Source organism: Phocaeicola dorei (assembly GCF_013009555.1).
GTDB classification, from domain to species: domain Bacteria; phylum Bacteroidota; class Bacteroidia; order Bacteroidales; family Bacteroidaceae; genus Phocaeicola; species Phocaeicola dorei.
This window is the reverse complement of record NZ_CP046176.1, coordinates 4667217-4685106: the sequence shown is the minus strand read 5'-3', so window position 1 is coordinate 4685106 and position 17890 is coordinate 4667217. Positions and strand designations below refer to the sequence as shown.

Here is a 17890-nt window from a genome sequence, read left to right as displayed (position 1 = left end):
TTGCGTTCTATTATAAAAAATTATGGCATTCTTGAAGCATATTTGGAACAGGTGGCAGAATTTACTGCATGATGAGAAATTAAAGCATAAAATATATGTGATTATTTTTGAGAGTGACACACCGATGGGAAAGTTATTCGATGTGGCGTTGATAGGGTTTATTGTCTTGAGTATTCTGGTGGTTGTTGCCGAGAGTATCAAGAGTTGGGATGCTGTTATCGGGCCTTATCTGCGAGTGTCGGAGTATGTTTTTACTTTCTTCTTTACGTTGGAGTATGTGTTGAGGCTTTATTGTTCTCCTAAACCGCGCAAGTATGCTCTTAGTTTTTTCGGTATAGTGGATTTGTTGGCTACCTTACCTTTATATATAGGCTGGCTTTTCGGCACGGCACGTTATCTGCTGGTGATCCGCACTTTCCGGTTGATTCGTGTGTTCCGTATCTTTAAACTTTTCAATTATCTGAATGAAGGTAATTTCTTGTTGCGCTCTTTGGTGTTCAGCAGTCGGAAGATTATTGTTTTTTTCTTGTTTGTACTGATATTGGTGACTTCGATCGGTACATTGATGTATATGATTGAGGGACAGCGGCCGGGTACTTCTTTCAATAATATTCCGAATAGTATTTATTGGGCGATAGTGACGATGACAACAGTAGGTTATGGGGATATTACTCCGGAAACTCCGTTAGGGCGCTTCCTTTCGGCCATTGTAATGTTACTGGGCTATACCATCATTGCAGTTCCCACAGGAATTGTGTCTGCATCTATGATTCAGGAACACAGGCGCAGGGTGGCCCTGAAATGTCCGCACTGTGGTAAGGACGGACATGAGGACGGGGCTGCTTATTGTAAATACTGTGGAGGAAAACTGGTAAATTGATTATGGAATGCTGTATGATAGAAAGTTATTCTATCACCCATCGCTTATCATGCGCCACCGTCTTTTTCGGATCATAAGTCATTCCTTCTTTGGTAGGGATTTTTATCACGTAAGTCCGCCCGCTATGGTTGGACAAGGATGTTTCCCGCAACCAGGGATTCATATTCTTTAATATGGCCAGATTGATTCCTTTGCTGCGTGCGAAACGTGCCAAGTCTGCAATTCCTTTCGTCACAGTGACTTCCGTATAGGGAATGGGCGGATACAAATCCGATGCGCGCAGACGGAAACCGAAAGTAGTAGGGGCACTGAACAATTGTTTGGCTGCAAGAATGCGGTACACATACCGGGCTGTTTCTTCTACCAGTTGCAAATCCAGCGAATCGTCCACATCCTGTTTAGCCAGTTGGCTGGCAATACGTGCCTGACCAGCGTTGTATGAGGCGGCAACAGCCACCCAATCCTTATATTTTGCATACGCGTCTTTCAGATAGCGGCAGGCGGCACGAGTCGCTTTCTCAATATGGTAACGTTCATCCACATTGTTGTTAACCTCCAGTCCGTAATCCCTTCCCGTACCTTGCATGAATTGCCATAGTCCGGCGGCTCCGGCAGAGGAACGGGCGGTGGGATTCATATTACTCTCTATGACCATCAGGTATTTAAAATCATCGGGGATTCCGTTCTCTTTCAGTATGGGTTCTACAATGGGGAAATAACGGTTGGCTTTTTTCAGCATTTGCAGGGAAGTACTGTGCATATAGGTGAATGCCAATAATTCACGGTCCATACGCTCGTGGCGGTCAAAGCGGCTCAAGTCAATCACTTTACCACAAAATTCAATGCTGGAGGGAACTTTGGGACTACTGTATTTCAATGCCGTAATACCTAAATCTTCTTGTATGATAGTGGTATCTTCCTGTTCCGTTTGGGGAGTAGCACAACTGCTGCTCACTAAGGCGGGTGAGGCGACTACAATGCAAAAGGCTGCCACAGCAGCCAGATTGATGGTTATTTTTCTCATTTTTCCTTTATTCGTTTTCATTCTCTTTTTCTTTTCCTCCCCGTCCGAAGTTACGATATTCGGTAGGGGTGAAGTTGGTACGTTTTTTAAATACCGAGAAAAAGTGTTCAGTAGAGGTATAATTCAATTCATAGCATATCTCTTTCACTGACATGGAACTTTCAATCAATAATTGTTTCGCTTTGCGCAGTTTCAGCTCTTGGAAATACTTGGCAGGCGCATAGCCGGTGTATTCTTTGAATACTTTGCGGAACCAGGAATAACTGATACCTAATTTCAGTGCCAGTTCTTCCGGATCTATATCCTTGTACACATTTTCGTGCATGATGATTTTGGCACTTTCTATTTTTTGTGCCGCATTGTCCACCTCATAGCGTTTGTTCTGCGAGATAGCAAGTACGGCTCCCATAATGTGTAAAACAATGCCGGACAAATATTGTTGCGCTGCGGTCTTGTCTGCTTCCGCTACTTCCAGTGCACGGGCAAAAAGACTGGCCAGTTCTTCATTGATACCGATATCCAAAATCTGGTTTTCTTTTGAAATAAAGCTGTTTTTTACCAGATTGTCTATAATCGGACCTTCAAAACCGATGTAATATTCGTTCCATCCTGTTTTTTGCAGCGGCGCGTAGGTATGCCACTGTCCGGGAAACAGGAAAAGTATCTGTCCTTTAGATATGTCGACAGACGGAGTAGTATCGCTGGCGAAAGTTCCCCGTCCTTTAGTAATGTATACCAACTGATATTCATGCAGCACACGTCCTTTCTGGGCCGTGAAATAATAAGCGTCCGGGTGGTTGCGTGGTGGATAAACGCTCCCGGCCCTGATGGCCTGGAATCCGACGGTAGTCACCGACAAGCCGAAACGCTTGTCACGTTCATTGACAATTAGGTATTTAAAATCAGCGCCTTGGTCGTTGTAATGCATGTTTCTCTGTTTTAAAATTAGGTCACACTTATCGGCAAATATACAATTTTTTATCTTAACTGCCTCTAACCTTTTTGTCCTAAGTGTTTCTGGAGGTATAATTTTAGTTTCTTATGTATGCGGATGAGGGAAATTTAGAACAAATCTTATGGAATATTTGCTTAAAATGCTTTTTTTTGCGAATATTGCATCAAATCTTAAAGTTGAATCTATGCACTTTGCACACCGTAACTGTGAATATATTCTTGGAGTAATATATCTTTTGTGTTTTCCCGTTTGGCTTTGGGCTGATAACAAGGTCAATACCTATCATTTTAAATCTATTTCCACTTCGGTGAATTTTCCGACCAATGAAGTCCGGAAATTATTTCAGGATAGCCAGGGGTATATATGGATATCGACTTACAATGGCCTTTTGCGCTATGATGGGTATTCTATTGTGGTATATAAACCCGATGGAGTGAATCATGGACGTTCTATTGATAGTTTTGTGAACATGGTGGCCGAAGACAAGGAGAATAATTTGTGGATAGGTACGCACAATGGATTATATGTATTGCATAAGGAAACGGATGAGATAGAAAAAATAATCAGTCCTTTGTTACAGGTAAGCAATGTGGAGAGTATTCTTTATGCAAGCAACGGGGACTTATGGGTGGGAAGCAACAAAGGGTTGTTTCGCAGGAAAGCCGGAGGACGTACTTTCGATTGTGAAAAGAACATGGACATAAAGTCCGTTATCGAAGACAGGGAAGGACAAATATGGATTGGTACTTGGGAACAGGGGTTGCTGCGTTATAATCCTCAAGAGGAATTGTATTATACTTACGAGGGGATTAACCCTGGTAATTCGGCGCATGTCATATTTCAGGATGAAGCCGGGAATATTTGGATCGGTACCTGGCGGTATGGATTGGTGAAACTCATTAATCCGTATGATCCGGAACATTTCTCATTTAAAACATTCCGGAACATCAAGGGAAATTCTCATTCTCTGTTGGATAATATTATCTACGCCATTGCTCAGGATAAAAATTCCGGAAAGCTCTGGATCGGTTCACGCAGTGGAGTCAGTATTTTGGAAGATGAATCGGGGGACGGGAATTTTACCAATATTGTTCCGGGTAACCTTCAAGGAGATTTACCTTTTAATGAAGTGAATTCTCTGTTGTGCAGTAAAGACGGGCTGATGTGGCTGGGTATGTTGGGGGGAGGTGTTTGTACTGTAAATACAAATAAGTTCCGGTTTAATTATGATTCTTTGGAGGCTTTGCGTGAGCATTGCCCTACCAGCTCTGTCCGCAGTGTCTATCAGGAGGATAATGGGAATCTGTGGATGGGAATCATGGGATTCGGTCTGGTTTTTTATGATATGGAACAGCATACCATTGTTCCTTACCGCTCTCATCCTGTATTGAAGAATATGGGATATACATCGACGGTCAATGATATTATTTATCGTAAAAGGACAAATGAATTGTGTTTTGCCACTTGGGATGACGGTGTGTGGTTCTATAACGTCAAAGCCGGGAAAGCACACGTGGTAAATACCGTAACCAACCCGGAACTGAGTGATATTTGTATTTATTCTTTGTTGGAGGATTCGAAAGGGAATCTGTGGTTGGGGACACGTTCGGGAGTGTTTATTTTGGATACGGAACAAAGGCTTCATTCTTTGAATGAACTGGTGACTTTGACAAATCAGGCATTGCCCCAAATTTCTATTTTCAAAATGGCGGAAGATCAAGATGGTTTTATCTGGATAGCGACTAGCAATGAAGGGGTATGGCGGATAGATACATCCGGAGAAACATATAAGGTTAAGTTTTATACGCCTTCGGATGGTACATTATCCACTATCGGGGCGATGAGTGTTTGTGTGGATGGATACAATAGAGTATGGGTGGGGTCGAATGGTAATGGACTCGATTTGTATGACCGGAAGAATGATCGTTTTGTTTCAGTCTTGAATGATTATTTCCGGAATGGAGATGTTGTTTTCAGCATGCTGGAGGATGATGAGCATACTTTATGGCTTACTACCAATGCGGAAATGTATCACATTGATATCCCTTTGGATGGTGCTGCACCGAAAATACATACTTACACGGTAGATGATGGTTTGCAAGACCACATGTTTAACCGGAATTCTTGCTTCAAGGGGGCGGATGGGAAACTTATCTTCGGAGGATTCCGTGGATTGAACAGCTTTTATCCTGATAAAATTGTTCAGGATACTGCTTATTCTCCGGTAGTGATTACAGATATAAAGGTACATAATGTATCGGTACGTACCTACCCTCTTTCCATCAGAAAGGGGATTGTTGCAAACAGGGCTATTGATTTTATTGATAAAATTGTATTAGGATACCGGGAGAATAATTTCAGTCTTGATTTTTCAATATTGAACTATATCAATCCTGAGTTGAACCGTTATTTATATCGGTTGGAGGGATATGACAAGGAATGGTTGTCCGTTGAGGCTGGACGTCGGTTTGCCTATTATAACAATCTTCCGGCAGGTACTTATACTTTTTGTGTAAAGGGAGCCAATCAGAATGGAATCTGGTCTCCGGATATGAAATGTCTGCGTATAACTATTCTTCCGCCGCCTTGGTTATCGTGGTGGGCTTATTGCCTTTATGTCTTGTTGTTCGTTTCATTGGCATGGTATACTTATCGGATTGTCAGAAACCGTATCCGGATGAAACAGGCCATAGAGATGGGGAAGATAGAGCGGCAGAAAATGGAGGAAATCAATCATGCTAAATTACAGTTCTTTACCAATATCACTCATGAGTTGCTGACTCCGCTTTCTATTATATCGGCTTCGGTGGATGAACTGAAACAAGAAGTACCGGCAAGTTCGTCGGTTTGTCCTGTGATAGCTGATAATACTGTGCGGTTAATCCGGTTGATTCAGCAGATCTTAGAGTTCAGAAAAGTGGAGAATGGCAAGTTGCGGCTGAAAGTCTCGCATGGAAATGTCAGTATGTTCTTGAAAAAATCAGTGTCGGCTTTCGCACCTTTGGTTAAAAAGCAGAAATTGTCCATACAATTTGATTTGTCTGAAGAATATTCGGGATATTTTGATGTGGATAAATTGGATAAAGTGGTGTACAATCTGCTTTCCAATGCCGCTAAATATACTCCTGAAGGAGGAACTATTGTGGTGTCACAGGCTCATGATGAGGAAAGGGGAACTTTTAAATTGAGTGTGAACAATCCCGGCGAGTTGATTCCAAAAGAGAAGTTGGATCATATGTTCGAGAGATTTTATGAAGGGGAGTATCGCAAATTCCATACCATAGGGACGGGCATCGGTTTGTCACTGACTAAAGACTTGGTATTGTTGCATCATGGAACGATACAAGTATTTAGCGATAAGGAGGAAGGGAATACTTTTGTGGTTGAAATTCCTATAAGACGTGAGGCTTTTGATGAGGATGAGGTAGACGAGAATACCGAAAATGTGGACTATGCTATTTTATCGGCAGATGAAATGGAGAATGTTTCGGAGATTGATATGTTGGAAGAGAAACCGGCAGCATCGACTATTTTGTTGGTGGAGGATAATGAGGAATTATTGGCTTTGATGGTTCGTCTGTTGCATGGCAAATACCATATTCTGAAGGCCGCCAATGGAACGGAAGCTTTGGAGATACTTGCCAAACAGGAAGTGGATTTAATTGTTTCTGATGTTATGATGCCCGAAATGGACGGTATGGAATTGTGCCGCCGGGTGAAGACTCAATTTGAGACCTGCCATATTCCATTGATTTTGTTAACGGCCAAGACTAGTGATGAAGACCGTGTGGAAGGGTATGAGTCTGGGGCCGATGGTTATATCTGTAAACCGCTCCGCCTCTCTGTCTTGTTTGCCAAGATAGATAACTTGTTGAAACGGCGTAAACGTATGGGGGTGGATTTCCGTAAGCAGTTGGTTTTTGAAGCCAAAGAATTAAATTACACCTCGATGGACGAAGCTTTCATTCGGAAAGCGGTGGATTGTGTGAATGCCCATTTGAGTGATTGTGATTTTGAACATGCACAGTTTATGGCGGAGATGGGTATGGCCCGGACTACACTAGCAGATAAATTGAAACTGTTGACCGGACTTACTCCCTCTGCATTTATCAGCAATGTCCGTTTGCAAGCGGCTTGTCGGCTGATAGACGAGAAAAAGAAAATCCGTATAGCCGATTTGGCGTATGCTGTAGGTTTCAACGACCCTAAATATTTCAGTTCCTGCTTTAAGAAGAAATTCGGACTTTCTCCTACAGAGTATATGATGAAGTATGATGGCTGATTATTACCGGAAATAGGCTCTATAGGGAATAAACAGCCTTTTTCCGGTAATAATTCTTCCTGTTTCTTTTCTGTTCCTCTTACTTTTGCTGGCAAATAAAACGAATTATCTTTATTTGTTAGACCTTTAAAAAAAGTATTATGAACATGAAAACTCTGACAGAAACCAGTACATTCCGGGTACTGAGCCTATTGCTGTGTTTCTGCTTCTTCATCCCTGCGATGAATGTGAGCGCTTCCAGTCTGCAAGCAGACAAGTTTAAAGTTTCCGGTATTGTAAAAGATGCCACAGGCGAACCGGTCATCGGTGCTAGTGTGGTTGAAAAAGGAACAACCAATGGAACGGTAACTGACTTGGATGGTAATTTCAATCTCTCGGTGGCTTCTAATTCTACTATTGTCATTTCTTTTATAGGATATTCCGATCAGGAATTTCATATTTCGAAAGACAATATGATACTGAATGTAAATCTGAAGGAAGATACGGAAATGATTGACGAAGTGGTAGTAGTCGGTTATGGTGTGCAGAAGAAGGAAAATCTGACGGGTTCTGTTGCTGCTGTAAATTTCAAGGATGTAGCTTCTATGCCGGTAGCTAATACTGCCAATATGCTTCAGGGCCGTTTGCCGGGTGTTATGTTGACCAACAATGGTGCCCAGGCCGGTCATGACAGTCCCGAAATCCGTATCCGTGGTGTGGGAACTTTTGAACACAATGATCCGATGGTCCTGATCGACGGAGTGGAAAGCTCGGTGAGCCAGATTGCGGAAATTCCTGCTGATGATATTGAAAGTGTTTCTGTATTGAAAGATGCGGCTTCGGCTTCTATCTATGGTGTGCGTGCTGCAAACGGTGTTATTTTGGTGACTACCAAACGAGGCGGTGAGCAGAAACCTACTATTACTTATTCTGGTAGCATCGCTTTGCAGGAGGCTACCGTGTTGCCCGATTATGTGAATTCTTATGAGTGGGCGAAGATGTATAATGAATGTTGGCCTTCCAAGGCATATACGGATGATATGTTACAGAAATTGCAAAATGGATCAGATCCCGATCATTTTGCCAATACCAATTGGGCTAAGGAAATGTTCCGTACGGCAGCTATGCACCAACACCATTTGTCAGTGAATGGAGGTAGTAAGGCAGTACATTACATGATTTCCACTCAATATTTCCAGCAAGATGGTATCTTGCGTGAGACAGCTAACCAACGTTTCAATTTCCGTTCTAATCTGGATGCGCAGTTGGGTATTGTAAAATTAGGATTGAATCTTTCGGGAAGCCGCCAGAACATTGATGAGCCTACGACCAGTGTTACCGGCGAAGGTTTGATGCGCTACCTTACTTGGTTTACCCGTCCTACTGTTCCTGTACGCTATTCTAACGGACATTATGGATTCCTGGATGGAAATCCCAATATTTCCCAATCCGTATTCAAAAATCCGATTGAAGCTTTGAATATGGGATATAAGGATAACAAGCATTATCGTTTTGATGGTAAATTCTTTGGTGAGATTGATATCATGAAAGGATTGAAGTTCCGTTCAAGCCTGGCTTATAAATATTATATGAATGATGTGACTACTTTCAATCCGAAGAATAATGTAAGATACGATGCTGAAGGAAATGCGCTGACCACGGTCGGTACCAATAAACTGACAGATTATCATTATCTGGAAACGACTTATATTAATGAAAATATCCTGACTTATGATTTTTCTGTAGGAAAACATTCGTTCAATCTGTTGGCAGGCCATTCTATCCAGGCTACCCGTTGGGACAAGAATGAGGCGTCCAAGCAGGGATTTGCTACCGATAATATTTATGAAATGGATGGAGGTACTATGAATGATCATGTGACCGGATCGGCGGAAGAAAGTTCCTTGCAGTCATTCTTCGGACGCTTGAACTATAATTACGGAGGCCGTTATCTGTTAGAGATGAATGTCCGTCATGATGGTTCGTCACGTATGCCCAAGGCACATCGTTATGCTACCTTCCCTTCATTTTCGGGTGCATGGATCATGACAAATGAGAAATTTATGGAGAATGTGAAGTTCCTCCACTCATTGAAATTGCGTGGTAGCTGGGGTAAATTGGGTAATCAGGAAATTGGTAACTATGCTTATGCGGCTACATTGGCGGCTAGTGGTAGTTACTATTTTGGTGATAGCAAACAGATTGGTATGAAGACTGCCAAGATACCTAATGAGAACATTAAATGGGAAACAACTACTATTACAGACTTTGGTTTTGATGCTGCTTTTTGGGGTGGAAAGATCAATGTCACTTTTGACTGGTATGAGAAAAATACCTCGGATATTTTGATGAAACTCGCTATGCCGGGTATTTTCCTGGGATCTTTGGATGCTCCTTATCAGAATGCGGGAAAGGTCCGTAACCGTGGTTGGGAATTGGCAGCTAACTATTTCGACCAAAAAGGTGATTGGGCATGGCAGGCAGGTTTCTCACTTTCAGGCGTGAAAAATGAGATTACTGATATGAAAGGGGTGGAAGATATAAGTAATAATACCATCAATCGTGAAGGTGAAGCCATCGGTTCTTATTATGGGCTGAAAGCTATCGGTATCTATCGTACCCAGGCAGATTTGGATCGTGTAAATGCGAACGGACAGAAGATTCTGCAAAACAACCAGGAACCGCAATTAGGTGATATCATGTATGAAGATATAGATAATAATGGCAACATAAATGATGCTGACCGTACTGTTATCGGAAATCCGTTCCCTAAAATGCAGTATTCTTTTAACTTGGGATTCTCTTATAAAGATTTTGATGTTAATACATTTTGGCAAGGCATTGCAGGCGTATATCGTTATAATTGGGATGAAACTACTATTTCCAATGGCGGAAACAAGACTAGCCGTTGGTTGGACAGATGGTCTGAAAGTAATCCGGATGGAAGCATGCCTCGTTTGGGAGGAACTATTAATAATAACTACTCTTCATTTTGGCTGACAAAAGGAGATTATTTGCGCCTGAAGAACTTGGAAATTGGATATACTTTCAGACAAAGAGAGTTTTTGACCAAGTTGGGCGTTCAGAGTCTCAGACTCTATTTGGCAGGAACTAATTTGCTTACTTTCACTTCCTTGGATGATTATGATCCTGAGAAACTGAGCACAGATTCCCGTAATGATGTGCATCCCAATACAAGAACTTATTCATTTGGTGTTAACGTTAAATTTTAAAAGCAACAACTATGAAATCAATTAATAAATTTATAGGGCTAGCTCTGTTGTCAGGAGCTTTGCTGACTTCTTGCTCTGACAGTTTTTTGCAGAGGGACTCATTGACAGAATCTTCATCCAATACATTTTGGCAGACACCGGATGATGCTTTGATGGCGTTGGCATCTTGTTATGATGCTTTGCAGAGCAATCAGCTTTATAATTCCGACCAATATTCATTGGGCCCTTTATATATGGATTGTATATCAGATAATGGCGGTCATTTTAATTGGAGTGGCTGGATGGAAGGTTATGATATGGCTATGGGGATTCATACCCCAAGTTCTTCTATTATTGGCAGTTATTGGAAAGATTGCTATGAAGTGATCAGTCGTTGTAATGTGCTGATTGCTAATATTGATAGAGTGGATATGGATGCTTCCCAAAAGGCGATTTATCAGGCTGAGGCAAAGACCATACGTGCATTGATGTATATAAACTTGACTATGACGTATCAGGATGTTCCTTTCCTGACCGCCCCTTTGACCATTGACGAGGCTGAATGTGAAAAGACGGACCGTGCAGCTATTGTGGCTCATATTATGACTGATTTGCAGGACGCGGCTGAAGTACTTCCGCAAAACGCGTCTTCACGGGGACACATCACCAAAGGAGCTGCTCTTTCCCTACTGGGGCGTGTGGCTTTGTATAATGAAAAATGGGATGACGCAATTGCTGCTTATAAGCAGGTGCAAGGTTTGGGATACTCGCTTGATCCGAGTTATGCCAAACTGTTTACTCAAAGTGGAGAAACTTCTCCTGAAATCATTTTTGCAGTCCGTTATGAAGGACCGGGTATGAGTGAAGGTGCTGCTTTTAATGCGCATTGGAATACTCCGCTGGAAGCAATGAATGGTACTATAGATTTGGCGGATGCTTATTATTGCAAAGACGGTAAGCCGACTACCGATACGAAGATAGCCGAATTAAACAATGAGGGTGGCTTGGATGTTAGCAAGCCTAATCCTGCTCATTTTGAGAATCGTGATCCACGTTTGTATAGTACTTTGTTTGTTCCCGGTATGCTTTGGAACGGTAAAGGAGGTATAGATACTTCGGCTTCAAATCCGTATGTCAATGTATATGGTGGAGCTGCCGCTTCCCTGTCTACCATATATGTTTATAAGTATTTTGATCCTACGGATACTTCTAACTCTTGGGATAATGGACAAGACTTTTATGTGGTGCGTTATGCTGAAGTTTTATTATCTTTGGCGGAGGCAATGGTACAGAAAGGAGGCTATGCTTATAGTGATGTAACTGCTTTAGTGAATGAAGTGCGGCAACGTGCAGATGTGAACATGCCCACAGTAGAGGAAGTGGAAGGCACTTCTCTTTCTAAAGATGAATTGTTGGAAGTCATTAAGCATGAGCGTCGTGTGGAACTGGCCTTTGAAGGCTTGCGTTTGTTTGACCTTTATCGTTGGAAGGAATTGGATAAGGCGGTAGCTAATATAGAGAATGAACGCACTATGTATGGCTTGGCTTATGAAGCACGTAAGTTCAACGGTGAGAGGGATTATGTATGGCCTTTGCCAACTGCCGAACTGGATACTAACAAGAAACTGGTTCAGCACGACTTGTGGAAGTAATGTAGAGTGTAGGTTTTCATCACAGGATACATGGATTGTCACAAAGAAGTAGGAGGCAAACAACCTTTAAATCAAAAAACTGTGTGAATTTGCGTAATCTGTGGTGAATCCTAGTTGTTCTGACAACTTCTGGAATAAATAGATAACTTTTTAAAAACGGAAGAGAAATGAGAAAAACAATGATCCTTCTTTTATTTTCCTTCCTGTTGGCAGCATGTTCTGATAGTCCAGTGTGCTATTATCTGGATGCTACCGGCGGTGATGATAATAATAGTGGGTTAGCCCCGGATGAAGCATGGAAAAGTCTGGAAAAACTACGTGGAGTGAAATTACTGCCGGGCAATAAAGTTTTGTTGAAGCGCGGTGAGGTTTTTAATGGCGAACTTGAAATCACCGGACACGGTATACCCGAAGATCGTATTTATATAGATGCTTATGGTGATGGTGAACGGAAACCTTGCATTGTGGGATATGATACTTCCTTGTATGCAGCTCGTATCTGTAATTCGGACTATATAACGATGCAGAATTTGGAAATCGTGAATACAGGTAGACAGCCTCTGCCTTATCGTTCGGGCTTGAAGATAGAGTGTATGGATTATGGCGTATCGCAGAACATTGTTGTCAATAATGTGACTGTACGGGATGTCAATGGTTCGTTGGTAAAAGAAAAAGGCGGAGGGTGCGGTATTTATATAGTGAATGGCGGTGAAAAGAAAATTTCAACATTCAATAGGTTAACCATAGAGAACTGCCATATTTTGAGATGTACCCGTAATGCTATGATTTGGGCCGCTTATAGCGATCGGCAGAACTGGCATCCCAGCAAGCATACCGTGATACGGGGAAATTTGATAGAGGAAGTACCAGGTGATGGTATTGTACCTATCGGTTGTGACAGTACCTTGATAGAATACAACGTAATGCGTGATTGTCCTGATATGCTTCCTGACACAGAGGCGGCGGCAGGTATTTGGCCGTGGAGTTGTGATAATACTTTGGTGCAATTCAATGAGGTAAGTGGTCATAAGGCTCCGTGGGATGCACAGGGGTTTGATTCGGACTGGAATTGCCGGGGAACGGTCATTCAGTATAATTATAGTCATGATAACTATGGTGGCTTAGTATTGGTTTGCAATGACGGCACGGCCGACGCATCTTTTAATGTAGGCAACTTGGGCACTATTGTCCGTTACAATGTGAGTATAGGTGACGGAGTGCGGCCTGAACCGACTCGTGCCGGGATGTTCTCACCAGCTGTTCATCTGGCAGGTCCTGTAAAGGACAGTCGCATTACCCGTAACATTATTCATGTGAACCGTAAACCTGCGGCTGATATCGATCGTACTATGATTACTTTGGATTCATGGGGCGGATATCCGGATAGTACATTTATTAGTGGAAATATTTTTTATGCTCCAGAATCCAGCAGATTCCAATTGACAGAATCTACACATAATTTCTTTGAAGGCAATTATTACCTTGGTCGGTTCGAGAAATTACCTGAAGATGGTAAAGCCTGCCAATCAGCTGAAATTTATCAGCAGGAAGTATTGGCAAAGGATGAAAACGGTTATCAGGGCTTGGCTTTGTTGATGGATACGGTGGAAGTGACCGGAGTAAAAGGAGTTTTTGTCAATAAGGAAGCCATTGAGAATTTCTTTAGCCGGTTAGAGAAATAAGTAAATAATAGCTGTAATTTAATCAGGGGGGCAAAACTAAAATGACCTGATCATATAGCACGATAGGTTGTTTTAGTTTTGACCCCCTTTTATTTATGGCTCATTCTTTCTTCTTTAGATCCATTTCTCCGGAGAAAGAAATAGATTGTCTGTTTGTAGGGGTGACCTGTATGTTACTGCTGCCATTGGGATAAATGATGATATTGTAAAGGTAATTGTCTTCCTCGTTCCGTACTTTTAGTGTGATTTTAGCATTCCCCTTTTTATTATATGCTGAAGTATATTCTGATAAAGGAGCACTAAAATTTAATCCTTTTCCACCCCCGTAAGGAACGTTATACGCCACTCCGAAATAAGGCAGATAGGAATAAACCGAATCGTTTCTTATTTCTAAAGAATAATCGGAAGTCAGGTGTTTGCTGCCTCCTTTCATAGGCATTACCCGGTCCACATTGATTTTGTATGTCTTTGCGTCAACAGCTTCGCGTACAGCTTGTTCTGTCTGTTGCTTCTTCTCTTTCTTACTCTGAGCCGCTATAGGTGTCAGGCTGCTTGATAGAAAGAAACTTGCCAAAAGGAATAATTTATTTGCTTTCATATATCTCTGTAGGTTTAGTGAATCTGTCTTTGTCAAAGATAGCCAAAAAGAGTACTCGTTGTTCTAAAAAAAACATAAGATACTCAAACTGTCAATGAGTTAAGTACGCGATTGTCTAGGAAGTGTTTGCTGTATAGGGAGTGTTAATCTTTTTAATCAATAGAATAATGAGATACAAACATAAATTGGTCATTTTATATGCTTGTTCATTTGTGATGAATATCGTGTGATGAAAAGCTTAAGTGGCAATCTGGATCTCATTTATCTTTTAAGCTTCGATAATAAAAAAGATGATTTGTCCCCATGTGGGTTCAAATCATCTTCAAAATCTCCCCATTAGGGGAAGACCATAAAAATATTATTTGGGTAGATTAAAAGCCACACTCATTTCTTTCATCTGTTCCTGGCTCATGCCGTCGGGTTCAAATCCCATATTTTTGGCAGCGATGTAAATTAATGCGGATTTATTTAAAACATCAATTTGGTCGAATGCGGCCATTACGTCACAGTCAACAGCAAAGATACCGTGTTTTTCCCACATGACTACATCATAATCAGCCAATTCCTTGATAGTTGCATCTGCTAATTCTACAGAACTGGGTAACTGATAAGGAATCATGCCCAATCCACGTGGGCAGAATGCTTTTGTTTCGGGAATCATGCTCCATAGCAGGTTGGTTGCCACATCTTTCTCCATGAACTTTTTGTTGTGAGACAAGGCAATCAGTTCGATGGGGTGTGTGTGTACGGATGCTTTATAAGGAGAGCCTATGCTAGTGAGATAATTGTGTACGCTCAGGTGGGAGGGAACTTCCGAAGTAGGTTGAACCGGTTTGTCGGCAATAATGACATAACTAGCACAATCATCTAAAATACGGATGACAGAACCGTTATCCATAGGCCAACGTGCCAAATCCCGCATACGCATATTGGTTCCTTTGCAATAAAAATAACAGCCTTTCAAGTGAGGCAGTGTTACACCGATTTGTTTTACTTCGCTGATAGCGGGCATCTGACGGATTTCATCGTCTACATACTCGGTGATATTGACGGTGATATTACCTCCGTTACGTTCGGCCCATCCTTTTTGCCACAAATATCCGGCTACTTCGGCTACTTTATTCACCTCTTTGACCAATTCGGGGCGATTGTCTAAGATTGATTTCATATCTTCTTTTATTTGATTGTTCATAGGGTATTGTTATTCATTTTTTTATTCTGAATAACAGTATGCTACAAATATAATAATTCTTTTAGAATAAATTAGGGAATACAAGAGAAAAGATAAGAACTACCAGTCCGGTTACCAGAACAGTGATAGTTTGGGTGGATACACCTTTCCATTCTTTTAATAAAATACCCCATACGTTACTGAAAGTAACATTCAAAGCCATTAATATACACCATGAGAAGGCAAGCAGTACAGGACTTCCGGTCAGGAAACTTTTACCCATTTCCAGTCCGAAGAATTGCATGTACCACAGTACTCCTGCCAAGGCGCAGAATATCAGGTTGTTTACCCATACATTGCCTTTGGCATAATCACTCATAGTTTTGTTGGCTACATTTTGTTGCAGACAGTAAACGGCATTGGTTAAAAAACCGCCTAGTGTTACCAGAAAGATTACAGGAAGTCCCGCATAAAGACCTTCTACACCTCCAGCTAACGCAGCTTCCTTGATGGGAGTTCCTGCATCGAGTCCCAAAGCGAAACAGGCACTCATCACACCTGCCAGTAGGGCTACCAACAGTCCTTTAGTCAGAGCAAAATCTTTTACTGCCGCGCGTTTATCTTCCTCGCTCATGTTTTTGGCGCGAAGACTGCCGGCATATCCTATAATGGCAATGCCCGACAAAGTGATACATACTCCTAGTAAAAGAATAAGTCCGTTTCCTTTGAACAGGTTGGTTCCGGCAAAGATGGCGGGGAACAGTGTACCGAATCCGGCACAAGTACCCAGTGCGATACTTTGTCCTAAGGCTACTCCCAGATAACGCATGGAAAGACCAAAGGTAAGGCCGCCCACTCCCCATAATATACCATAAAAGATGCTCATTGGAGCACCTCCCGCTCCCCAAAGGTCAAACAGACTGCCTCCTTGGGGAATACCTAGCAATGCGCCCAATAGTGGGAACACCAACCAGGCGAATACACCTTGTATCAGCCAAAAACTTTCCCAACTCCATTCTTTTACTTTCTTGATAGGTACGTATGAACTGGATTGGCAGAAGCTTCCTATAGCGATAATGATTAATCCGATAATGATTTCCATTGTTTATATTCTTTAAAACCACAAATACGTTCTCTGTAGGGGCAGATACATGAGGCCACCCTTACAGAGGACGATATTGTGGTTGGATATTGATTAGCGTTTAGAAGTAACTTCTGCTTCGTATTTCTCTACTTCTGCAATGAACTCTTCGCCTACGGGTACATTGTTCTTCAAGCAGAACATATCCCATACAGCATTCCAAGGCAAAGCTTTTTCTTCTTCGAGCAGAGCCAGACGTTGGAATCCTTGTCCGTTTGCTTCGTATTCGCGCAATTTGGCAATCGGTTCCAGCAAAGCGCGTACCATACATTTCTGAGCTGCACGGCTGCCGATAACGTATGCACCGATACGGTTGATGGAAGCATCGAAGTAGTCAAGTCCATAGTGTACACGATCCAAGGCGTTGCAACGAACGATTTCGCTGAACAAATCCATAGTCGGGTCGTCCATGATGGTTACGTGGTCTGAGTCCCAACGTACGGGGCGACTTACGTGCAGCATCAGTTCGGGAACATACAACAATAAAGAAGAAACTTTGTCTGCAACACTTTCTGTCGGGTGGAAGTGCCCGGTATCCAAGGTAATCATCTTGTTGTTCTTGGCGCCATAGCCGATATAGAAATCATTAGACCCCACTGTATAGCTTTCCAGTCCGATACCGAATACTTTGGATTCGATACAGTCTTTCATGTTCTTGTATTCTGTTGCGAAAATCTGATCCAGAGAGTCTTTTAACAAAGCACGATATTTCATGCGGTTTACAGTGATGTCTTTGCTGCCATCGTGTACCCACAGGTTCATGATACAAGGATCGCCTTGAGCTTTACCCATTTCTTCGGCTACGGCACGGCAACGTTTAGTATGTTCAATCCAGAAGTTGCGGATACCTTCATCGGGATTTGACAAAGACAGATCACCGCTTTTGGGATGGGAGAATGAAGTAGAGTTGAAATCCAGTTTCATGTTGTTTTCCTTACCCCATTCAATCCAACTTTTGAAATGTTCGGGTTCTACTTCGTCACGATCTACGACTTTTCCTTGAAAGTCGCCATAAATTTCGTGCAGATTCAAACGGTGAGTACCTGGTATATATGAAGCAGCTTTCAGAATGTCTGCACGCAGTTCGTCGATGTTGCGAGCTTTGCCGGGATAGTTACCTGTAGCCTGGATACCACCGGTCAATGAACCTGCCTGAACTTCGAAACCGGTTACATCATCTGCTTGCCAGCAATGCAGTGACAGATGGAAATTCTGCATGGTTTCCATTACTTTTTCTGTGTCAACACCTACAGCGGCATAACGTTCTTTTGCAATCTCATACGCTTTATTAATCAATTCTTCTTTCATGATATT

The 17890-nt window shown here is 42.1% G+C and carries 11 protein-coding genes; 5 read left to right on the top strand and 6 right to left on the bottom strand.

The window, feature by feature from the left end:
• The first annotated feature begins 22 nt into the window (after positions 1-22).
• Complete coding sequence (locus GKD17_RS19145) at positions 23-880, top strand: ion transporter (RefSeq protein ID WP_007832920.1); 858 nt, start codon at positions 23-25, stop codon at positions 878-880.
• A 25-nt stretch (positions 881-905) separates the two neighbouring features.
• Here GKD17_RS19145 and GKD17_RS19140 read toward each other — a convergent pair whose 3' ends face one another.
• Together GKD17_RS19140 and GKD17_RS19135 are read right to left on the bottom strand one after the other, a co-directional pair.
• Positions 906-1904, bottom strand: a complete 999-nt coding sequence (locus GKD17_RS19140; protein WP_032935774.1) for a lytic transglycosylase domain-containing protein — start codon at positions 1902-1904, stop codon at positions 906-908.
• Positions 1905-1911: 7 nt separating this feature from the next.
• Positions 1912-2832 carry an AraC family transcriptional regulator gene (locus GKD17_RS19135; RefSeq protein WP_007832923.1) on the bottom strand — a complete coding sequence of 307 codons (921 nt, stop codon included), beginning with the start codon at positions 2830-2832 and terminating at the stop codon, positions 1912-1914.
• Between the two features lie 148 nt (positions 2833-2980).
• Here GKD17_RS19135 and GKD17_RS19130 point away from each other — a divergent pair, with 148 nt between their 5' ends.
• The 4 genes from GKD17_RS19130 (at position 2981) to GKD17_RS19115 (ending at position 13666) form a co-directional block, all read left to right on the top strand.
• Positions 2981-7141: a hybrid sensor histidine kinase/response regulator transcription factor gene (locus GKD17_RS19130; protein WP_007832924.1), complete on the top strand. Its 4161-nt coding sequence runs from the start codon at positions 2981-2983 to the stop codon at positions 7139-7141.
• A 140-nt stretch (positions 7142-7281) separates the two neighbouring features.
• Entirely contained in the window at positions 7282-10353 is a 3072-nt protein-coding gene (locus GKD17_RS19125) for a SusC/RagA family TonB-linked outer membrane protein (protein WP_032935713.1), read from the top strand.
• A gap of 11 nt (positions 10354-10364) precedes the next feature.
• The gene (locus GKD17_RS19120; protein ID WP_007832926.1) at positions 10365-11984 is read left to right on the top strand and encodes a RagB/SusD family nutrient uptake outer membrane protein; all 1620 of its coding nucleotides are present in this window, start codon (positions 10365-10367) and stop codon (positions 11982-11984) included.
• Positions 11985-12151: 167 nt separating this feature from the next.
• Complete coding sequence (locus GKD17_RS19115) at positions 12152-13666, top strand: right-handed parallel beta-helix repeat-containing protein (RefSeq protein WP_007832927.1); 1515 nt, start codon at positions 12152-12154, stop codon at positions 13664-13666.
• Positions 13667-13766: 100 nt separating this feature from the next.
• Here GKD17_RS19115 and GKD17_RS19110 read toward each other — a convergent pair whose 3' ends face one another.
• From GKD17_RS19110 to GKD17_RS19095, 4 genes are all read right to left on the bottom strand, one after another.
• Positions 13767-14264, bottom strand: a complete 498-nt coding sequence (locus tag GKD17_RS19110; RefSeq protein WP_007832928.1) for a DUF4251 domain-containing protein — start codon at positions 14262-14264, stop codon at positions 13767-13769.
• A 358-nt stretch (positions 14265-14622) separates the two neighbouring features.
• The gene (rhaD, locus tag GKD17_RS19105; protein WP_032935776.1) at positions 14623-15432 is read right to left on the bottom strand and encodes a rhamnulose-1-phosphate aldolase; all 810 of its coding nucleotides are present in this window, start codon (positions 15430-15432) and stop codon (positions 14623-14625) included.
• An 85-nt stretch (positions 15433-15517) separates the two neighbouring features.
• Positions 15518-16537 (bottom strand): L-rhamnose/proton symporter RhaT, encoded by a 1020-nt coding sequence (gene rhaT / locus GKD17_RS19100; RefSeq protein ID WP_007832930.1) that lies wholly within the window; start codon positions 16535-16537, stop codon positions 15518-15520.
• A gap of 93 nt (positions 16538-16630) precedes the next feature.
• Positions 16631-17887 (bottom strand): L-rhamnose isomerase, encoded by a 1257-nt coding sequence (locus tag GKD17_RS19095; protein ID WP_085930143.1) that lies wholly within the window; start codon positions 17885-17887, stop codon positions 16631-16633.
• Positions 17888-17890 lie beyond the last annotated feature (3 nt).

What these genes read in the sequence shown, in the direction of transcription:
- GKD17_RS19145 (WP_007832920.1), top strand. Translation starts at nt 23, where the DNA reads ATGGCATTCTTGAAGCATATTTGGAACAGGTGGCAGAATTTACTGCAT.
- GKD17_RS19140 (WP_032935774.1), bottom strand. Translation starts at nt 1,904, where the DNA reads ATGAGAAAAATAACCATCAATCTGGCTGCTGTGGCAGCCTTTTGCATT.
- GKD17_RS19135 (WP_007832923.1), bottom strand. Translation starts at nt 2,832, where the DNA reads ATGCATTACAACGACCAAGGCGCTGATTTTAAATACCTAATTGTCAAT.
- GKD17_RS19130 (WP_007832924.1), top strand. Translation starts at nt 2,981, where the DNA reads ATGGAATATTTGCTTAAAATGCTTTTTTTTGCGAATATTGCATCAAAT.
- GKD17_RS19125 (WP_032935713.1), top strand. Translation starts at nt 7,282, where the DNA reads ATGAACATGAAAACTCTGACAGAAACCAGTACATTCCGGGTACTGAGC.
- GKD17_RS19120 (WP_007832926.1), top strand. Translation starts at nt 10,365, where the DNA reads ATGAAATCAATTAATAAATTTATAGGGCTAGCTCTGTTGTCAGGAGCT.
- GKD17_RS19115 (WP_007832927.1), top strand. Translation starts at nt 12,152, where the DNA reads ATGAGAAAAACAATGATCCTTCTTTTATTTTCCTTCCTGTTGGCAGCA.
- GKD17_RS19110 (WP_007832928.1), bottom strand. Translation starts at nt 14,264, where the DNA reads ATGAAAGCAAATAAATTATTCCTTTTGGCAAGTTTCTTTCTATCAAGC.
- rhaD (WP_032935776.1), bottom strand. Translation starts at nt 15,432, where the DNA reads ATGAAATCAATCTTAGACAATCGCCCCGAATTGGTCAAAGAGGTGAAT.
- rhaT (WP_007832930.1), bottom strand. Translation starts at nt 16,537, where the DNA reads ATGGAAATCATTATCGGATTAATCATTATCGCTATAGGAAGCTTCTGC.